Origin of the sequence: Vibrio anguillarum (assembly GCF_001989995.2) — a bacterium.
GTDB lineage: Bacteria > Pseudomonadota > Gammaproteobacteria > Enterobacterales > Vibrionaceae > Vibrio > Vibrio anguillarum.
The window spans coordinates 110,057-128,238 of record NZ_JAHGUP010000017.1 but is presented as its reverse complement, the minus strand read 5'-3'; the positions used below and the strand labels follow the sequence as shown (position 1 = coordinate 128,238).

Below are 18,182 nucleotides of genomic sequence, written 5' to 3'. Positions count from 1 at the left end.
TAGAGGCATTACATGAAAAAAATAAAAGTATTAATCGTGGATGACTCCGCGGTTGTTCGGCAAGTGATCAGCGCTTTGTTGAGTAATGAACCTGATATTGAAGTGCTTACTCCCGCTTCTGATCCCATATTCGCTCAAAAAAAAATGGCTGTTCAATGGCCAGATGTGATTATTTTAGATGTAGAAATGCCTCGTATGGATGGTATTACGTTTCTTAAGCAACTGATGGCGGAGCATCCGACGCCTGTCATCATTTGTTCTACACTGACGGAACGTGGTGCGGAAGTGACTATGCAAGCATTGCAAGCGGGTGCGTTGACGATTATCACTAAACCCAAAGCAGGGTTGAAAGATTTTCTACAAGAAAGTCGGCAGGAAATGTTAAGTGCGGTGCGCGCCGCCGCACAAGCAAAGCTAGAAAATATTGTTAAACCCAAACCTCATGTACTCAAGAAAGTACAGCAAACAATGCCGAATCCGAATCACTCGACATTAACATTGAAGACCACACAAAAAGTGGTCGTGATCGGCACATCTACAGGTGGGACACAAGCTTTAGAAGCGATCTTAACAGCATTGCCAGCAGTCTCTCCGGGGATTGTTATCGTGCAACATATGCCCGAAAAATTTACCGCGATGTTTGCTGACCGGCTCAATGGGCTTTGTCAAATAGAGGTCAGGGAAGCAAAGAATGGCGACCGAGTTCTTCCGGGGTTGGCATTGATCGCTCCGGGTGGCCGTCACATGCAACTGAATCGAAGTGGTGCACATTATCAAGTCGAAATCAAAGATGGCCCCGCAGTTAACAGGCATAAACCATCAGTCGATGTACTTTTTCGCTCAGCGGCAAAGCATGTAGGCCCTAACGCTGTCGGTTTTATTTTGACGGGAATGGGAGATGATGGCGCACGAGGTTTGCATGAGTTGAAAGAAAGCGGTGCCTATACAGTTGCACAAGATGAAGCAAGCTGTATCGTTTTTGGTATGCCCAAAGAGGCAATCGAACGTGGTGGTGCTTGTTCGGTGCTACCACTCAATCAAATAGCGCAGGAAATATTGCAACGAGCTTCATCGAGGCACTTATAGATCAGATCTTCATTTATTTTTAGTTGAAACCGACTTGTTGAGAGGCTCCCAACAAGTCGTAGTAGTTACTTTTTTAAGCCAATTTGAGATTCGATGGCTTCGGTTTCTATTTCAGGGTGTTCGGCGAGCTTTTCTGAAGCCCATTGATTGATATGCTTCAAAATAGCCGACACGGCATGTTTTTTTGTTGCTTGCTCATTTTCTGCCACATCTAACGCTTGTTTAGGCTTTAAGCCAGTAGCATCTTCTGCGATATGAAGCCAATCAGGATGCCAGTAGTAAGGTTGACCAGAAGGGGTCATCCAGCCATGAACACCGTTTGTTTCACCATTGTACTGCAAATTATCTACATCATTTTTTTTCATATAAGTTCTCGCCATGGGTCGATCTGAATACGTGGTTAATGTAACTCGGTTGCATAGCACAATAGAGTGAACATGATCATGTAATTGAACTAAATGTAACAAAGGAAGATGAAATTGAGGTGATTTTGATCTCATGTTTATTTGAAATTCACTCTATTGTTATTGAGAATGAACACTGATTGTTGGGGAAATAAAAAAACCACCAAGTTTAACGTCGGTGGTTTTTACAAAAATCGTGTTTGATTTTTAGAAGTTTGCAGAGCGTGGTGTACGTGGGAAAGGAATCACATCACGCACGTTGCCCATACCGGTCACATAGGATACTAAGCGCTCAAAGCCAAGGCCGAAACCCGCGTGTGGTACAGTACCGTAACGACGTAAGTCGCGATACCAACTCATGTGTTCAGGATCAATGCCCATTTCAATCATACGCGCATCAAGAACATCTAAACGTTCTTCACGTTGAGAGCCACCGATGATTTCACCAATACCTGGGGCAAGAACATCCATTGCAGCGACAGTTTTACCATCGTCGTTTAGACGCATGTAAAATGCTTTAATGTCTTTAGGGTAGTTCTTGACGATCACAGGCGCTTTGAAGTGCTCTTCAGCAAGGAAGCGCTCGTGTTCAGAAGAAAGATCAATGCCCCATTCAACATCAAATTCAAACTTACGACCTGAATCGATTAGGATCTTCACAGCATCGGTATAGTCTACTTGCGCAAAATCTGAATTAACGAACTGCTCAAGACGAGTAATTGCCTCTTTGTCGATACGCGAAGCAAAAAACTCAAGGTCATCACGACGTTCTTCAAGAACGGCTTTGAAGACATACTTCAGCATATCTTCAGCCAGTTTCGCGACATCGTTTAGATCAGCAAACGCGACTTCTGGCTCTACCATCCAAAATTCTGCAAGGTGGCGGCTCGTGTTTGAATTTTCAGCACGGAACGTTGGGCCAAAAGTGTACACTTTGCTTAATGCACAAGCATACGCTTCGGCATTTAACTGTCCTGAAACTGTAAGAAATGTCTCTTTGCCGAAGAAGTCTTCATTGAAATCGACATTGCCTTGCTCAGTACGAGGAAGGTTAGCGAAATCCAGCGTTGAAACACGGAACATCTCACCCGCACCTTCTGCATCAGAAGCGGTAATCAGCGGCGCTGACATCCAGAAATAACCTTGCTCGTGGTAAAAGCGGTGGATGGCTTGAGAAAGGGAGTTGCGTACACGAGCCACTGCGCCAATCACGTTGGTGCGTGGGCGAAGATGCGCTACTTCACGAAGATATTCAATTGAATGGCGAGTTTTTGCCATTGGGTAGGTTTCAGCATCTTCAACCCAGCCAACAACCTTCACCTCAGTTGCTGCAAGTTCAAATGCTTGACCAGAAGCAGGGGACTCAACAATCTTACCTGTTACTTCGACAGAGCAGCCAGTAGTGAGCTTTAGCACTTCGTCATTGTAATTATTCAGATTATTAGGGACCACGGCCTGAATCGGGTCGAAACAAGAGCCGTCATAAATGGCAAGAAAAGAGATTCCAGCTTTGGAATCACGACGAGAACGAATCCAGCCTCGGACAGTCACTTCACTGTCAACGGCCAGCTTACCGCTCAATACGTCTGTTACAGGCGCGTAAGTCATGTTTGATATAGTCTCCATTGAGGTAAAAATTCAACCCAATGTTCAAAGGTATTCTCACTCTATAAAGTGGACAAAAAACAAGCGAAACATTGGGTTGCTTATTACTTTTTAATTCAATGGCACATATTACCTGTCAATTCGTTCGCATCAACCTTTATTGTCGATTCGTGGCCGAATTCTTAGCAGAAAGCGTAAATTGATTCATCAATGTTTCTAAGCGCTGCGATAGCTGTTTTAAATTGACGCTGATTTCTCGGGTTTGCGTTGCCGATTGAGACGTATCATCAGCATGTTGAGTAATGACTTCGATCTTCCCTTGAATTTCTTGGCTGACTTGTGTGGTCGTTCGTGTTTGATCTTGAATATTGTTTGCATGATCAAGCACCTGCTGCATCTCTTGTACTGCATTACTCATTGCGGAAGATAAAACTTCGACTTCATTTGAACGTTGATGCGCATGTGAGCAGACCAAATCAACTGAGGCGAGCGATGTTTCACTGTCACGTTGGAATTGAGCGATGATTTTCTCAATGTTTCCAGTCGCTTCTGCCGTTCGTGAGGCGAGTTTTCGCACTTCATCGGCCACGACCGCAAAGCCTCTTCCTTGTTCACCCGCTCGTGCTGCTTCAATCGCCGCGTTTAAAGCCAGCAAATTAGTTTGTTCGGCGATACTTTTAATCGTTTCAAGAATGGAGGAAACCAGCCCTGTCTGATTATTAAGTTCAGAAATTTTATCTTTCACGGACTCGATATCGCTTACCAAACCTTTGATATCTGCGCTAGCTGTATGTGCTTGCTGTGCACTTTGTTGAGCGACGTTAGCGGTATGTTTGATAAGCTTTGATGCATCAACCGTAGCTTGATTAACCGTCTGTTGTTGAGATTGCATCTCTTCAATATTGAGCTGGACGTCAGAGGTTTCACGCTGCTGATTTTTTGCCGCTTGGTTGGTTGTTTGTGCTACGTCGGTTAACTGGTTTGCTGAATCGGCAAGCGAATGAGAGGTCTCTTGCACTTTTGCCAAACTGTCCGAAACCGTGTCCATTAAAGAGTTGATGGAGACCGCGAGTTGTCCGAGTTCATCTTTTTTGGTGCTGATAAGTCGTTTTGATAAATCTTTGCTCTTACTGATTTCACACATGAATCGTGACGTATGCTGGATAGGGCGAACAATCATCTTGCGGATCAAAAAAAGCGTGATCATAAATCCGATAAAGGCAATGGAAGCCATAATAATAACGGCAATGACAGTGTGAGTACTGATCATTTGGTTTACATGGCTCAGGTTATATTCAAGACGAATAGCTCCTAAAACGGTTCCTTCTTCCGCCATATGACAAGATACGCAGTTTGTGCCTCGGTAATCTAGGCTTGATTTCATCGGTAAGGCGACGACCAATCCTTTCCCCCAGGAAGCATTGAATGGTTCAATGACGGTTTCCCCGGCCAGTGCGCGTTTATCTATCTCGTCCATTGGCTGTTGATTTTCTTTTCCAGGACCATAAAGTTTACTGACCGCCTCTGAACGTAATACTCGCACCTGTTCAATACCATCTTGCGCGAGTGCCTTTTGGCGTAAGGTCTCTTTCTGAGCCATGGTACCAGTCAACATCATCATATTGAGACTATCAAAGTAGTTACTCGCTTTATCGTGTAACTGCTCACTCAACACCGAATTGAGCAGGTCACGCTGTTGTATATATTGATAGCTCGTTGACACCGTTAATACAAAAGCAAAAACTGTGATGAGCGTAAGTAGCAATTTGGATGTAATTGTTGAGTTCATGATAATTTTATTATTATTGAGAGGATGACTATGTAAATATAGCGTTAATATGCACTAGTGCAAAAGTTGTAGTCGTTGGAGTGTGATTCTATACATATTATAGGTTTAACAAATGTGATGTGGCACATTCTGGTTGCATATCGTAGCTTAACATATTGCCTGAAAGGCTTGAGTTATGAAGAGGTGTTATTGTGCGCAATCGAATGATTTTATCTGCCTTGCCATGCAAACAAAGCTGTCTAGGAACTTGTCTCGTACGTCTATATTCCTTAGTATTGCCTCTCTTTTAAAAGCTTGAGAACCAAGATGAAAACAGAATTATACAAAGAGTTTATGTTTGAAGCCGCGCATCGTTTACCTCATGTACCTGCAGGGCATAAGTGCGGCCGTTTACATGGGCACTCTTTTTTAGTTCGTCTGTATGTAGAAGGTGAGGTCGATCCTCATATTGGTTGGGTGATTGATTTTTCTGAAATTAAAGCGATATTTAAACCTATTTATGATCGTTTAGATCACTATTACTTGAATGACATTGAAGGGTTAGAGAACCCAACCAGTGAAGTGCTTGCGAAATGGATTTGGCAACAATTAAAGCCAAGCTTACCACTGCTCAGCAAAGTTGAAATTAAAGAAACCTGCACGGCGGGTTGTATTTATAAAGGCTAATACCAGCAGACAATTCCGAACAACAAACAATAAATAACAAGTAGATAGGCACTACTATCGCGCCTATCTACTTACCCAATATAAAGAGCCAGCCTAATAACCCCAAATTTGGCTTACATATTCAGGATGATCGATATAGGGATTTCGGTTACCTTGAAATTGATAAACGGCGTCATTGCGCTGGCGTTCTTTAGCACTCACAGGATCTTCTTGGTGCCAACGCTTTAGCATCGCCAGAGCCCAAGCTTCAAAAACCACCGTGCTAGTACCATCAAGTATGGCATCAGCGTTGTCAGTATTTCCTTGCCAGCTGCCGATACGGTTCTCGTAGCGGGTTGCTATGTAAAAATAGGCGCGCGCTAGATCGCCTTTAAATTCATCAATAGGCTCAAATACGGTGCCATTATAACCTAGCGTATTGCTTGCACTGCCAAGTTTTGAACCATTACTTGAGGTATAAGTGATATGACCAACTTCGCCAAATGGCCAGTTACTGCGTTTTGCATTGACAAAACCATCAGTGGCAAACAAGTGGTGACCGTCGGAATTCATTGGCTCAACGCTGCCCCCAAACCAACTTTTAGGAAAAGAGTGTTCCCTATTGTAACAATCGCCTTCTCGTCGATACTGACCACACTGATCGCTGACTTTAGTAAAACTAACACTGTCGTTGTTGTCAGGTTTCTCAGAATAGATATCTAATATTGAACCGTCATTCTCATAGTAGTTATCTATGTCTGCATTTTGTAATAGTGTCCAAATTGCGGAATAACCGCGGCTATTATGATTCTTTATGATGTTGTATAATGCCGTTTTTAGTTCAAAACCTGTTTTTCCTATCGCGGCTTGATAATAGTCATGGTTAGCGGGAGGTGTTGATTCACCAAGTAATAAGCTGTTTGATTGGTTGTATTGAAATTCTCCACCAGAGGCCAGTATTTCCGAGCCTTTGGCTAAGGAATAAAGACCATTGCCAGAGCCACAGCAAATACCATCACCATAGCTATCATGGATGGTGAATTGATATTCACCATCCGATAAACATATTTCTTGGCTATAAGATGTGGAGTCTGAGTAATTATTACCCGCATAAATAACCTGTGAGAGGCTGTTTTTTATTTCCCAACTTGTTTCAGAAGCGTATTGATCGGTGGTTAAATTCAGAGTCAGGTTGTGAGCGCGACATGTCACATGGCTTGATGGTTGCTCAGCGTTACTATTTTCTGTCTGCGCACTGATAAGGGGAGAGCAAAGCAGTGCCAGTAGGGTAAGGTATGAAATTTTCGTTGTCATAATTTTCTCATTGGATGGTTAAATCGCAACTAAGATAACCATTTGCTCAGCCAATAAATTAAACCTATATCGCATTTTAATTTGTTATGTATGTGATGTTTCATTATTTATGCAGGAGATCTCACGTTCAGAAGGCTGTGCAAAAAGGTGTTCATAAAAACCTACGCAGTCTGCATATGTACAATCTCTTTTCTTACCGTGACTGACACGCTGCCGTTTAGTCAATATCTGTGCAATAAAATCGCTAAAAAGTTGATCGCTTAATCCTCTCAATGCTCATGAACAATCGTAATCATTCTCTTTCGGTGTGCGTGTTATATTCTTAAGTATCATTGTTTCTGATTGATTTTAATAAAATTATTTATTGTTTGTATGCATTTTTGTTGCACACTTTTTCGCGTGAATTCTCACTTTCAAGACATCAACCTCATTGGGTTGGAACCCTTATCTCGTTACGGACATAGTGATTCTATCGAAATGAAATTAGGTAACTAATAATGAATCGGTAACCCAGTTGTCTATATCCGGAATCGATTGTTGCTTAACTAGCGCAGATTTCGTGGGTTGCTGCTGCTGAAATTCAGGCACGTCACTATAAACTAAAATGAGCAATCCAATGATGAATAAGAAACCATTAACGCTTCTGGTAGCAGGGCTACTGGGAAGCGCACCCGTTTGGGCGCAAAATGAGCTCACCTTGATCCAGATCGGGGAAAAAATCGTCGAGCGGTTAGAATCGATTAAAGCGACCGCCGAACGTGGAGAAGGGGTGTTTGAACGCAACGGTGAGCGTTGGATCCAGTATAAAGGCTTCGATTATCGGCTTAGTTACAAAAATGATCTGCAATTCCCCTTTATACCTTATCAAAGTGGCGATGATACGCCTTATCGCAACGTGATCGACTTTGTCGATCAGAGTTGGGAATTCATGGTGTACGACGGCGGTTTTTATCTGATGAGCCGCGAATTTGGTGTTTACGAATCGGACGAGCAAGGCTGCTTTGTCGAATACATTCCTGCGGCACACGGGTCTAAGCGCGCCGATGGTAGCTACATCTGGCAACGTGATGTCATCTATCGTACCGAAACCTCTGATTGTGGTGCGTTAGTGAAGCCAGAGATTACCTCGTTAACCGTCTCGAGCCTGTCTGATGTCGGTGTGTCATTTGACTGGCTTGGGCAAAATGAAGCCGATAAGACTCAGCTCACCTTAACCAATTTGAGTGATGCGAAGGATGTTCGCCGCTATGATTCGGTTTCTGCGGGCTTTTTTATCGGTGACCTTAAGCCAGGCACATCATATGAGATGGTGTTGAACTCGTGTAATCCAGTGGATTGTGCTGAGCCCAAGGTAGTGCGCTTTACTACTCAAGATGCTCGAGTCGGTTTTGCCGATGAAATCCCAACCCCGAACCATTTGCAAGGCAGTTTAGAGGGTGGGTTGGGCATTACTCAAACCCATACATCAGTCGCGCCGAATAGCAATGAGTTAACTGGTCAAGGTCATCTCGATGCGATCATGAACCGTGAAGCGATGCTGCTGTTTACCCCGCAACAAGGGGAAGAGATTAACCAAGTCCGCGCCGAAGTGTTCCTCGATGGCGAATTAGTGCACACCACCTTGATGCTGCCGCCCAGTGCTCTGGCCGCATCGGATCAGCCAGAGAATGGCCGTATGAAGGTGGTGTTCTCTCATCACGCTTGGTCACTGCCGCTGCAATGGAACTGGATGAAGCCGGAGCTCTCACTGCGCTTGACCGACAACTTAGGCCGTGAAGGTGTGCTCAGCCAAGGAGACATCCAGGTTGGTGGTGCGCCTGAGTTGGTGATTCAAAATATCGACATGGGCATGCTGACTCAACCGCGTAACCGCAATACGATGATTCAAAATCTTCCAACTTTGGCCGCGGATTATTTCCAAAAAATACCCGCGTCTAAATTGGTGATGGCTGACTACACTCCTGCCTATTTCCCTGTTGTCACTATGCCAAATGGTGTGGTGTACACCGATAAGAGTGCGAGTACGGGTGGTTGGCACAGCGGCGATATGCGTGAAGCGATCGGTAAAGCGTTGGTCTCTACAGGTGTTAACAACGCCAACGTCGGCATTGTGAGTAGTGCGGGTTATTCGCAGCAATACAACCGCCGCTACAACCACATTACCGCACACACCAACGTCGGGGTGTATACCAAAGAAGGTACAGATTTAGCTCAAGTTGTGGTTCATGGCGGCAGTGGCGGTGGCGGTAAAGTAACCCTGCAAAATACTACCGGCAATGAATGGTCCCATGAACTGGGCCATAACTATGGGCTTGGCCACTACCCATATATGGCGTCGATTCACGATATGGAATCTGGCTGGGGTTGGGATGCGTTCCAGCAACGCTTTATCGGTAACTTGCACTGGAAAGGCGACGTTTACACCCAACAGCAAGGTGACGATATTGTACCGCCGTTTAAAGATGCGTTCCGTTTCCTGCGTGATGCACAAAATGGCGGTGAACAAGAGTACGTTGGCACCATCAGCCGCTTTACCTTGGAGCATCCGGCTCAGTCGCGCAAAGCACAGCGTTGGATGAACAACGGTTTTAACCTTGATAGCAACAGCCCAAGCGGTTATGTGCAGTGGGATCAGAGTACCCAACGTTATAAAGCGGTAGAAACCGATACACCGAAACCGCAGCAAGTGGGCGTACCCGTAGTTACTTTATTGGGGATTTACGATCCGCAGAATGAGAACCCTAGCCAAATCTATCCTCTGATTTACTCGAATTATGGCAACGTGTTTGAGCTGCCACAGCCAGAGCAAGGGGATTATCAGCTGGAAGGTTGGCAAGCGGTGGCGAACCTGACTCAGGCACTGCTCGATAGCGATATTTGGCAAACATTACGCATAGATGGTGAGCAGCAACGTTTGTGTAAGTTTACTTTCCAAGCGGCCAATAGCGATAGATCGCAGTTTGTCGGTGGAGTTGAACCCAGTACCGACCGTTGTTCTGTTGGACGCGATGTGACATGGAACATCAACGTGAACATGACTTCTGCACAAGGCGAGTATGAACTGCTTTCCAAGTATGGTCGCGGAACGGTGACTTACACACCGACGGCCGATGTCGGTGAAGTGAGCCTATGTACACTCAATAAGTCTGGAAATGATCACGATGGAGCTGGATTTGTCGTCGGTAATCACTGTGAACAGGTTGCAGGTGTGATGCATAAAAATGGCCAAACGTGGCGCTATGCCATTCGTGGCGATGAAGTGTTGCGTCCTACTTACCAGGTTCAGGGCCAGTGTCAGTTGGATGTTGAATTTGCAGATGGGATCCGCGAACAAGTTCGATTGAGTGCCTCTCGCCACGCTGGCAATGAAAGTAACAAGTTCCACGTTAACTTATCGATGGAGAATGGAGTACCAACTCAAGTGAGTTTGCATTGTTCGGATCGAGGTGGTGAAACAGAACTGACTCGAATGACGCCAGATCAGAACCCGCCGCTGGATAAGCTCAAAGGCCCAATCATCATTGGCCAAGAGTACGGATACAGCCAAGTGGTAGATATGACACCAACCTTCGCACAGAATGAAACTCTGCTGAACACGGATTTTGCAACGATCGCTGAGTTTGATGCTTTTGTGGCCGAACACTATGGGCGTGGCGTTCTAAACAATGGCGTGACGAAAGCGGAGCGCCGAGCGGGGGCATTGTATGTCTACCCGAACCCAGAAACGGGCATGCGTGATTACTTTGTAATGCGTATGGTAGATGCTGGCGCATTCCCGGCCGATCAAACCAGTAATCAAGGTTGGAAATACCTAGGTTCGGCAGATCGCTATGTGAACTTTGCTTTCAACCCAATCAAGCTCAATAGAGCGGCTGGTGTGAGCATTGAAGCGCGTGTACAAAGCTATTTTGGTGTATCCCGCTTATTGACATGGGATGAGCGTACCTCAACCACTTGGGATAAGGCGCAAAATGCGGTGTTTGTTGGGCAAATCGATGGTGAAAACCATTACTTTATCCAAAAACGCCCAGGAGAGGGGGAAGCTTTCCCGATGCTCGGAGAGTCAAACCTAGATTGGGTTTATCTTGGCAGCGACAGCACCATTCAAGCTTATCTTGCGGAATTAAATCGTGATTTGGCAAGCTTTGAACGTACGCTACTGGAGTGGTATCAACAAGATGCGATGGGCGTGTGGGGCAGTGATGGCCAGCGTGGTCAAGTGAACGATATTTATCAATACGCTTTCCGTGGCGGCTATCATTATTACCGCTTGAAAGTGACTAAGTACGGTTATTTCCCTTACCCAACCGATCCTAATCCAACCAACAGTAGCTGGGAATATCTCGGTCAGTTTTAAGTTCCTCACTGGATCGTGAGGTAAAGTCGTAAAATGCGCCACTCGCTGTTAAGCGAGTGGCGTTAAGTTTTAATGAACGAGGTTTTTAAATAGATAGGTGTTCGTTAGCAAACGACTTTAATCGCTAAACCACCTTGGGACGTTTCACGATATTTGGCGTTCATATCTTTACCTGTCTCAAGCATGGTTTCGATCACTTTATCAAGCGAAACACGAGGTGCCGATGAGCGGCGTAGCGCCATCCGCGTTGCGTTGATCGCTTTCACTGCAGCAATACCATTGCGCTCGATACAAGGCACTTGTACTTGTCCTGCGACAGGGTCACAGGTTAAGCCCAAGTTATGTTCCATCGCAATTTCAGCGGCCATGCAAACTTGTTCAGGGCTTCCACCCATCAGTTCTGCAAGGCCTGCGGCTGCCATCGAACAGGCAACACCTACTTCACCTTGACAACCCACTTCCGCACCAGAAATAGAAGCGTTACGTTTGTAAAGCCCACCGATAGCTCCAGAGGCGGCAAAGTAACGGATATAGTCTTTTTCAGTAACGGTTTGAATGAATTTATCGTAATAGGCTAACACTGCAGGAATAATACCGCATGCGCCATTAGTAGGTGCCGTCACCACACGCCCACCCGCGGCATTTTCTTCGTTCACTGCAAAAGCGTACATGTTTACCCAGTCAACGACCGCCATTGGATCATTAGTGGTTTTTTCTGAGGTCATTAACTGTTGACGAAGTGCTGCTGCTCGGCGTGGAACACGAAGAGGCCCTGGTAAGATACCTTCAGTATTCATACCTCGGTCCATACATTCGCGCATGGTTTTCCAAATATTGGCAAAGTAAGTACGAACTTCTTCATCAGAATGCAGTGCTTTTTCGTTAGCCATAACCAGCGTACTGATGGAAAGACCACTCTCTTTGCATTGGTTCATCATCTCGTCAGCGCTAGTGAAGACATAAGGAACTTTAATAGGGTTCTCTTTTTCTTTACCAAAGTTTTCTTCATCAACGATAAAACCACCGCCGATAGAGTAGTAGGTTTTTGAGTAAACGACTTCATCATCGATCCACGCGTGGATCTGCATGCCGTTTTCGTGCAAGGACAAATTCGTTTTGTGGAAATTCATTCCACCTTCTTTAGGAAACGATACGGTATGACAGTGCATACCAACGGGAAGACGCTCGGTTTCTTCAACGCGTGCGATAAAGCCTGGAATAGCATCGATATCAACTTTCTCAGGGGTATTACCAGCAAGACCCATGATGATAGCGATATCTGTGTGGTGACCTTTCCCTGTCAGTGATAATGAACCATAAACGTCCACGGTGATTTTAGTGATGTCGCGCAATTTTCCCATTGAACGTAAATCATCAATAAACTCTTTACCCGCTTTCATTGGTCCCACTGTGTGTGAGCTTGAAGGACCAACACCGATTTTATAGATATCAAATACACTAATCATATCGATTACCTCAAAAGTAAGCCCCCCTAGCTAAGAGGGAGGCTCATTATTATAGTTATGTTCTGTATGCAGTATTCATGACGGTTGATATAACCACCAGATTAAAGAGCGCCGTAGATTACAGAAGTAATAGCAGCAAGACCACAGATAGTTGTGAAAATCTGTACTGGTGCTGAAGTCTTGAACTTCGCCATTGCAGGAACCTTGTGCATTGCAAATACGGGCAGTAGGAACAAGATACCAGCAATCATCGGTGCACCCATGGTTTCAATCATGCCTAGAATGCTTGGGTTTACAATCGCTACAATCCAAGTAGTCAACACGATGAAAATCAGTGACATCTTTTCAATCTTGCTTACTGAGCTATTTGAGCGAGATTTAATCAAACCAACTAGGCCTTCATGCGCCCCTAAAAAGTGACCAAAGTAACTAGAGGTAATCGCTGCAAAGGCAACAAGAGGACCCATGTAAGAGATGATTGGTGATTCATGAATGTTTGCTAGATAAGAAAGCACAGAAATGTTTTGCTCTTTTGCTAACGCGAGCTGCTCTGGCGACAGAGACAGCACAACAGAGAACACGAAGAACATCACAAAACCCATCAGCATCATGGCCGCGCCACCAGTGATCATATCTGTTTTCTTTACCGCATTGTCACCGTATTGTAGGCGTTGTTCTTTAGAGAACTGGCTGATGATTGGGCTGTGGTTGAAAGAAAACACGATGATAGGAATAGCAAGCCAAACGATGGTTGGCATGGCAGACCAATCAGGCGCTACTTCCATCATTGAAGTGTTCCAATCTGGGATAAGGTAGAAAGAAAGAGCTAATAAAATGAAAACCAGCGGATACACCATGGCAGACGTCGCTTTTAGCATCAGCTCTTTACCAAATACTACGCCAGCCGTCATTGCCACAATCAGCGCACCAGAAAGTAACCAACGAGGAATCGATTCCATGCCAACTTGGTTAACAAGGAAGGAATCAACGGTGTTTGTGATACCAACGCCGTAGATAAGAACGATAGGGTAGATGGCGAAAAAGTATGCGAACGTAATAAGGTTTGCGCCAGTTTTACCAAAATGCTCTTCTACTGTGTCAGTAATATCAGAATCAACATTTTTTGAAGAAAGAACAAAGCGAGCTAAGCCTTTATGTGCGAACCAAGTCATTGGCGCCGCAATTAGGGCTAACATTACTAATGGCCAAAAACCACCCGCACCAGCTTTAATTGGAAGGAAAAGTACACCGGCACCAACGGCTGTACCAAAAAGTGAAAGACACCAAGTGAAATCTTTATAAGTCCACTTGCTAGAGGATTGTACGGCAGATGCCGACGAAGTTGTTGTGTTCATATTGTATTACTCATTTTTTGGAACAGGAAATAAGTCGAGCGCATTTTGCATAATTTTCTCATTCGAAAACTAGATCTAAATCATGTAACGTTCTGGCTTATTGAATGATATGTCAAAAACCCATTTTTGATCACGAAAATGGCGTGCTACATGTGAGTAATGTTAATGATTTGGATTAGTAAAAGTTATCAATATAATGCTTCGATTAACATTTATTCATGCCAAACGTTTGCTTTTGGACGGGATAAGGAAAAATAATCATCCGTGTTATTTAAACTTATGGTTGAATAGTTTGAATATTAATGAGGTTGAATAACTTGTTTTTGCAAAACATGAATGATCTGCGCTGTCATCCCCCAAATAAAATGATGTTGATAAGGGATGGCGAAAACGCGATGTCGTTGATTTTTTACTTGAAATAATTCGCTATAGAGTTTGTTTCGATCAAACAGGTGGTGGGCGGGAACTTCAAATATTTCGTCCACTTCATTGGTATCAATAATGGCCTTGTAATTGGGGTTGATAAAAGCAAGAAAGGGCGTCACTACAAATTTACTGACGGTAACCAATTCAGGCAGTTGCCCAAAAATAGTAATGTCGTTTGCTAGAATTCCAATTTCTTCTCTTACTTCACGAAGCGCAGTGATCTGCAGCGAGCCATCGACTTCCTCATATTTCCCGCCAGGAAAACTGATTTGTCCCGGATGATGTTTAAGGTTCGCAGCTCTTTTGGTTAATACTACGTTTAGGCCATTTGGCCTCTCAACAAAACCAATTAACACCGAAGCCTTACGCAAGGTTTGAGGAGCAAGGTGTGCCACACGACGGATAGATTCTTCATGATAAGGCTCAGGTTGTTGCAACTGAAAGCGCTGGATAAGCCGATCTTTTGTCAAGGGGGTCGCAGTCTGTACGCTGTTTCTCTTCATTTTCGTTACCTATTCGGATTTTGCGTCTACCTCTTTTTAGCCTAGTTCAATAAACCTTGGAAAGGTTAACGAGATTGTTCGAGCACAGGTAAAATTCGGCTCAGTTTATCCAGTGTCTCCTGATATTCAAGCTCACACTGACTATCGGCAACAATACCGCCACCAGCCCAAACGTGCAGTTGTTGCTTCTCTGCCACCAAAGTTCGGATAGCAATACTGCTGTCCATTATCCCGTGGCGGCTAATATAGCCGATACTGCCACAGTAAGCGCTACGGCGGTGAGGCTCTAACTCCTCAATAATTTCCATTGCACGTACTTTTGGTGCGCCAGTAATTGAGCCTCCGGGGAAGCTGGCTCTTAATAGATCGGCCGCGCAATAGGCAGAATCAAGTTCTGCGCGAATGGTACTCACAAGGTGATGCACGGCAGGAAAACTTTCAATATCGAACAGCTTAGGCACATGTACAGACCCCGGTTTTGCCACACGGCCAACATCGTTTCGTAATAGGTCAACGATCATCAAGTTTTCTGCTTGATCTTTTTCTGCGCAAGCAAGGTCTGCCGCGTTAGCGGCGTCAATGCTGGGGTTATCGCTTCTTGGTCGGGTGCCTTTTATCGGCTTAGTTTCGATAATGTTGTGTTTGACCTGCATAAAACGTTCGGGAGAGACACTCAAAATCGCTGACTTCTCTAAGCGAATAAAAGCCGAAAATGGTGCGCAATTAAACGCTTCCAGTTTTTGATAAGCTTGCCATTCACTGCCTTCATAATGCGCTTGAAAACGCTGTGCAAGGTTGATTTGATAACAATCACCACTGAGCAAATAGTGCTGGATTTGCTCAAATTTCCGTTGGTAGCTCTCTTTACTCATGTTGGATTGCCAATCAGAGCGTAATGCAAAATGGCCGTTGTTTTTTGGATTCTGGGTGTTGAGCCATTGCCATGCCTCATCAATATGATTGCCTACCACATAGGCGGCTTGGTGCAAATGATCAACGACCACAGCCCATTGATAGAGACCAATCGCCATATCAGGTGTGGATAGATCGTGCTCAGCAAGCGTTGGAATTCGTTCTATCTGCCGCCCTAAGTCATAGGCAAAATAACCGAGTGCACCGCCCACGAAAGGAAGGTCTATATCGCTTTGAACATCGGGCAAATACTGCTGCTGCAACTGTTTGAGCAGTTGGAATGGGTCTACCTGAGAATCATAACGAGACTGCGGTTCGCATACCGTCGTTTTATCCCCTTGTGTCACTAAGGTGACCAGTGGTTCAGCGACTAAAATATCAAAACGGCTATCGATATGCGTCTTAGAGGCGGAGCGCAACAGCATAGCCCACGGGCAGTCTTCGATTTTAGAAAACAATTGGTGAGCGAGTTCGACATGGTAAGTCAGTGCGTTAACTTGGATATGATTGAATTCGTTGTTGTTCATTTGCGTAATTTGTGACAAAGAGACCGATCACTGCATGGCGTGTTGAGTAAAGCAAGAGTATCATAAAATGCAAATTAAAAGCTGCTACTTGATTGAATCACATCAATAAGTTGATTTTTTGCTGAGAAGCTTACCGCTTATTGAATGAGGAACACGCAACAGTCAAGGGAAGCATAACAATAACGAGGCACGCAATGACGGTAATTCGCAAGCAGGATGTGATCAGCAGTGTCGCTGACGCTCTTCAATATATCTCTTACTACCACCCTCTGGACTTCATTCAAGCGCTAGAAAAGGCTTATCATCGAGAAGAGAGCCAAGCTGCGAAAGATGCGATCGCACAAATTCTCATTAACTCGCGCATGTCAGCAGAAGGGCATCGACCCATTTGCCAAGATACCGGCATCGTAACCTGTTTTGTTAACATTGGTATGAATGTGCAGTGGGAGTCTGATCTCACGGTGCAAGAAATGATTGATGAAGGAGTTCGTCAAGCGTACACCAATCCAGATAACCCATTGCGCGCTTCTATATTAATGGATCCTGCTGGTAAGCGTATTAATACTAAAGACAATACGCCTGCTGTCGTTCATATCAATATGGTGCCAGGAAATAAAGTCGACATCCAAATCGCAGCCAAAGGCGGCGGCAGTGAGAACAAAACCAAGATGGTAATGCTCAATCCTTCCGATGACATTGCTGAATGGGTAGAAAAAACCGTACCCTTGATGGGGGCGGGTTGGTGTCCTCCGGGTATGCTCGGCATTGGTATTGGCGGCACCGCGGAAAAGGCGGCTGTGCTTGCTAAAGAATCACTGATGGAGCATATCGATATTCAAGAACTGATTGATCGTGGTCCACAAAATGCGGAAGAAGAACTGCGGTTAGATATTTTTAACCGCGTGAACCGTTTAGGCATTGGTGCGCAAGGGCTTGGTGGCTTAACCACCGTTGTGGATGTAAAAATCAAAACAGCGCCGACTCACGCCGCGTCTAAACCTGTTTGTATGATCCCTAACTGTGCGGCGACCCGCCATGTTCACTTTACGCTAGACGGTACGGGCCCTGCTGAACTTACACCACCAAAGCTAGAAGATTGGCCACAAATTGTGTGGGACGCAGGAGCAAGCGCGCGCCGCGTCAACCTTGATGCGGTTACTAAAGAAGAGGTTCAAGAATGGAAAACCGGTGAAACACTGCTTCTTTCCGGTAAGATTTTAACGGGCCGCGATGCCGCACATAAACGACTCCAAGCAATGTTGCAAAATGGCGAAGGGCTGCCTAAAGGCGTCGATCTTAAAGGTAAATTTATCTATTACGTTGGCCCCGTTGATGCGGTGGGTGATGAAGTTGTTGGTCCAGCAGGCCCGACCACATCGACACGTATGGACAAATTTACCGACATGATGCTTGATGAAACGGGCATTATGGGGATGATAGGCAAAGCAGAGCGTGGACCTGCGACGGTGGAGTCAATCAAAAACCACAAAGCGGTCTACTTGATGGCGGTGGGTGGCGCGGCTTACTTAGTGGCGAAAGCGATTAAGAAAGCACGCGTGGTGGCATTCGAAGATTTAGGTATGGAAGCCATTTATGAATTCGAAGTTGAAGACATGCCAGTCACGGTTGCGGTGGACTCGCGTGGCGCGAATGCTCACCAAATAGGCCCAGACACATGGAAAGTGAAGATTGCCGAAGCTCAAAAGAAAGCTTAATCTGATCTCATCGCGTTCTCACGATAACTGCAGCTTAGGCTGCAGTTATCGTCTATAAATCAGTAGATAATTGAAATG

At 45.0% G+C, this 18,182-nt stretch carries 11 protein-coding genes and 1 pseudogene; 4 read left to right on the top strand and 8 right to left on the bottom strand.

The features are described 5' to 3' along the window. Positions 1-12: 12 nt before the first annotated feature. The gene (locus tag PL85_RS04015) at positions 13-1,086 is read left to right on the top strand and encodes a protein-glutamate methylesterase/protein-glutamine glutaminase (protein WP_013856766.1); all 1,074 of its coding nucleotides are present in this window, start codon (positions 13-15) and stop codon (positions 1,084-1,086) included. Positions 1,087-1,151: 65 nt separating this feature from the next. On the opposite strand, the gene PL85_RS04010 is transcribed toward PL85_RS04015, so the two are convergent. The 3 genes from PL85_RS04010 to PL85_RS04000 form a co-directional block, all read right to left on the bottom strand. Then, on the bottom strand, positions 1,152-1,451 hold the full coding sequence (locus PL85_RS04010) for a hypothetical protein (protein ID WP_017043621.1): 300 nt from the start codon (positions 1,449-1,451) through the stop codon (positions 1,152-1,154). A gap of 246 nt (positions 1,452-1,697) precedes the next feature. After that, on the bottom strand, positions 1,698-3,098 hold the full coding sequence (gene asnS, locus PL85_RS04005) for an asparagine--tRNA ligase (RefSeq protein WP_026028293.1): 1,401 nt from the start codon (positions 3,096-3,098) through the stop codon (positions 1,698-1,700). A gap of 154 nt (positions 3,099-3,252) precedes the next feature. Next, complete coding sequence (locus tag PL85_RS04000) at positions 3,253-4,884, bottom strand: methyl-accepting chemotaxis protein (RefSeq protein ID WP_115339827.1); 1,632 nt, start codon at positions 4,882-4,884, stop codon at positions 3,253-3,255. Positions 4,885-5,190: 306 nt separating this feature from the next. On the opposite strand from PL85_RS04000, the gene queD reads away from it, so the two are divergent. Next, positions 5,191-5,550, top strand: coding sequence for a 6-carboxytetrahydropterin synthase QueD (queD, locus tag PL85_RS03995; RefSeq protein ID WP_115339826.1), 360 nt, complete (start codon positions 5,191-5,193; stop codon positions 5,548-5,550). A 93-nt stretch (positions 5,551-5,643) separates the two neighbouring features. On the opposite strand, the pseudogene PL85_RS03990 reads toward queD, so the two are convergent. Further along, a pseudogene (locus PL85_RS03990) lies at positions 5,644-6,714 on the bottom strand (HNH endonuclease signature motif containing protein); the annotation flags it as partial. A gap of 748 nt (positions 6,715-7,462) precedes the next feature. Between PL85_RS03990 and PL85_RS03985 the strand changes: the two are divergent. Then, positions 7,463-11,200 (top strand): M66 family metalloprotease, encoded by a 3,738-nt coding sequence (locus PL85_RS03985; RefSeq protein ID WP_160117747.1) that lies wholly within the window; start codon positions 7,463-7,465, stop codon positions 11,198-11,200. A gap of 104 nt (positions 11,201-11,304) precedes the next feature. Here PL85_RS03985 and PL85_RS03980 read toward each other — a convergent pair whose 3' ends face one another. The 4 genes from PL85_RS03980 to pabB all read right to left on the bottom strand — a co-directional run bounded on the left by PL85_RS03980 (position 11,305) and on the right by pabB (position 16,407). Then, on the bottom strand, positions 11,305-12,666 hold the full coding sequence (locus PL85_RS03980) for an L-serine ammonia-lyase (RefSeq protein ID WP_013856773.1): 1,362 nt from the start codon (positions 12,664-12,666) through the stop codon (positions 11,305-11,307). A 101-nt stretch (positions 12,667-12,767) separates the two neighbouring features. Next, a complete protein-coding gene (locus PL85_RS03975; RefSeq protein ID WP_064625282.1) occupies positions 12,768-14,021 on the bottom strand; it encodes an aromatic amino acid transport family protein in 1,254 nt (417 codons plus the stop codon). Positions 14,022-14,320: 299 nt separating this feature from the next. Continuing rightward, positions 14,321-14,950, bottom strand: a complete 630-nt coding sequence (locus PL85_RS03970; protein ID WP_064625280.1) for a CoA pyrophosphatase — start codon at positions 14,948-14,950, stop codon at positions 14,321-14,323. 65 nt (positions 14,951-15,015) lie between these two features. Then, positions 15,016-16,407, bottom strand: coding sequence for an aminodeoxychorismate synthase component I (gene pabB / locus PL85_RS03965; RefSeq protein ID WP_115339823.1), 1,392 nt, complete (start codon positions 16,405-16,407; stop codon positions 15,016-15,018). Between the two features lie 176 nt (positions 16,408-16,583). Between pabB and PL85_RS03960 the strand changes: the two genes are divergently transcribed. After that, a complete protein-coding gene (locus tag PL85_RS03960; protein ID WP_010320695.1) occupies positions 16,584-18,104 on the top strand; it encodes a fumarate hydratase in 1,521 nt (506 codons plus the stop codon). Positions 18,105-18,182: the final 78 nt, after the last annotated feature.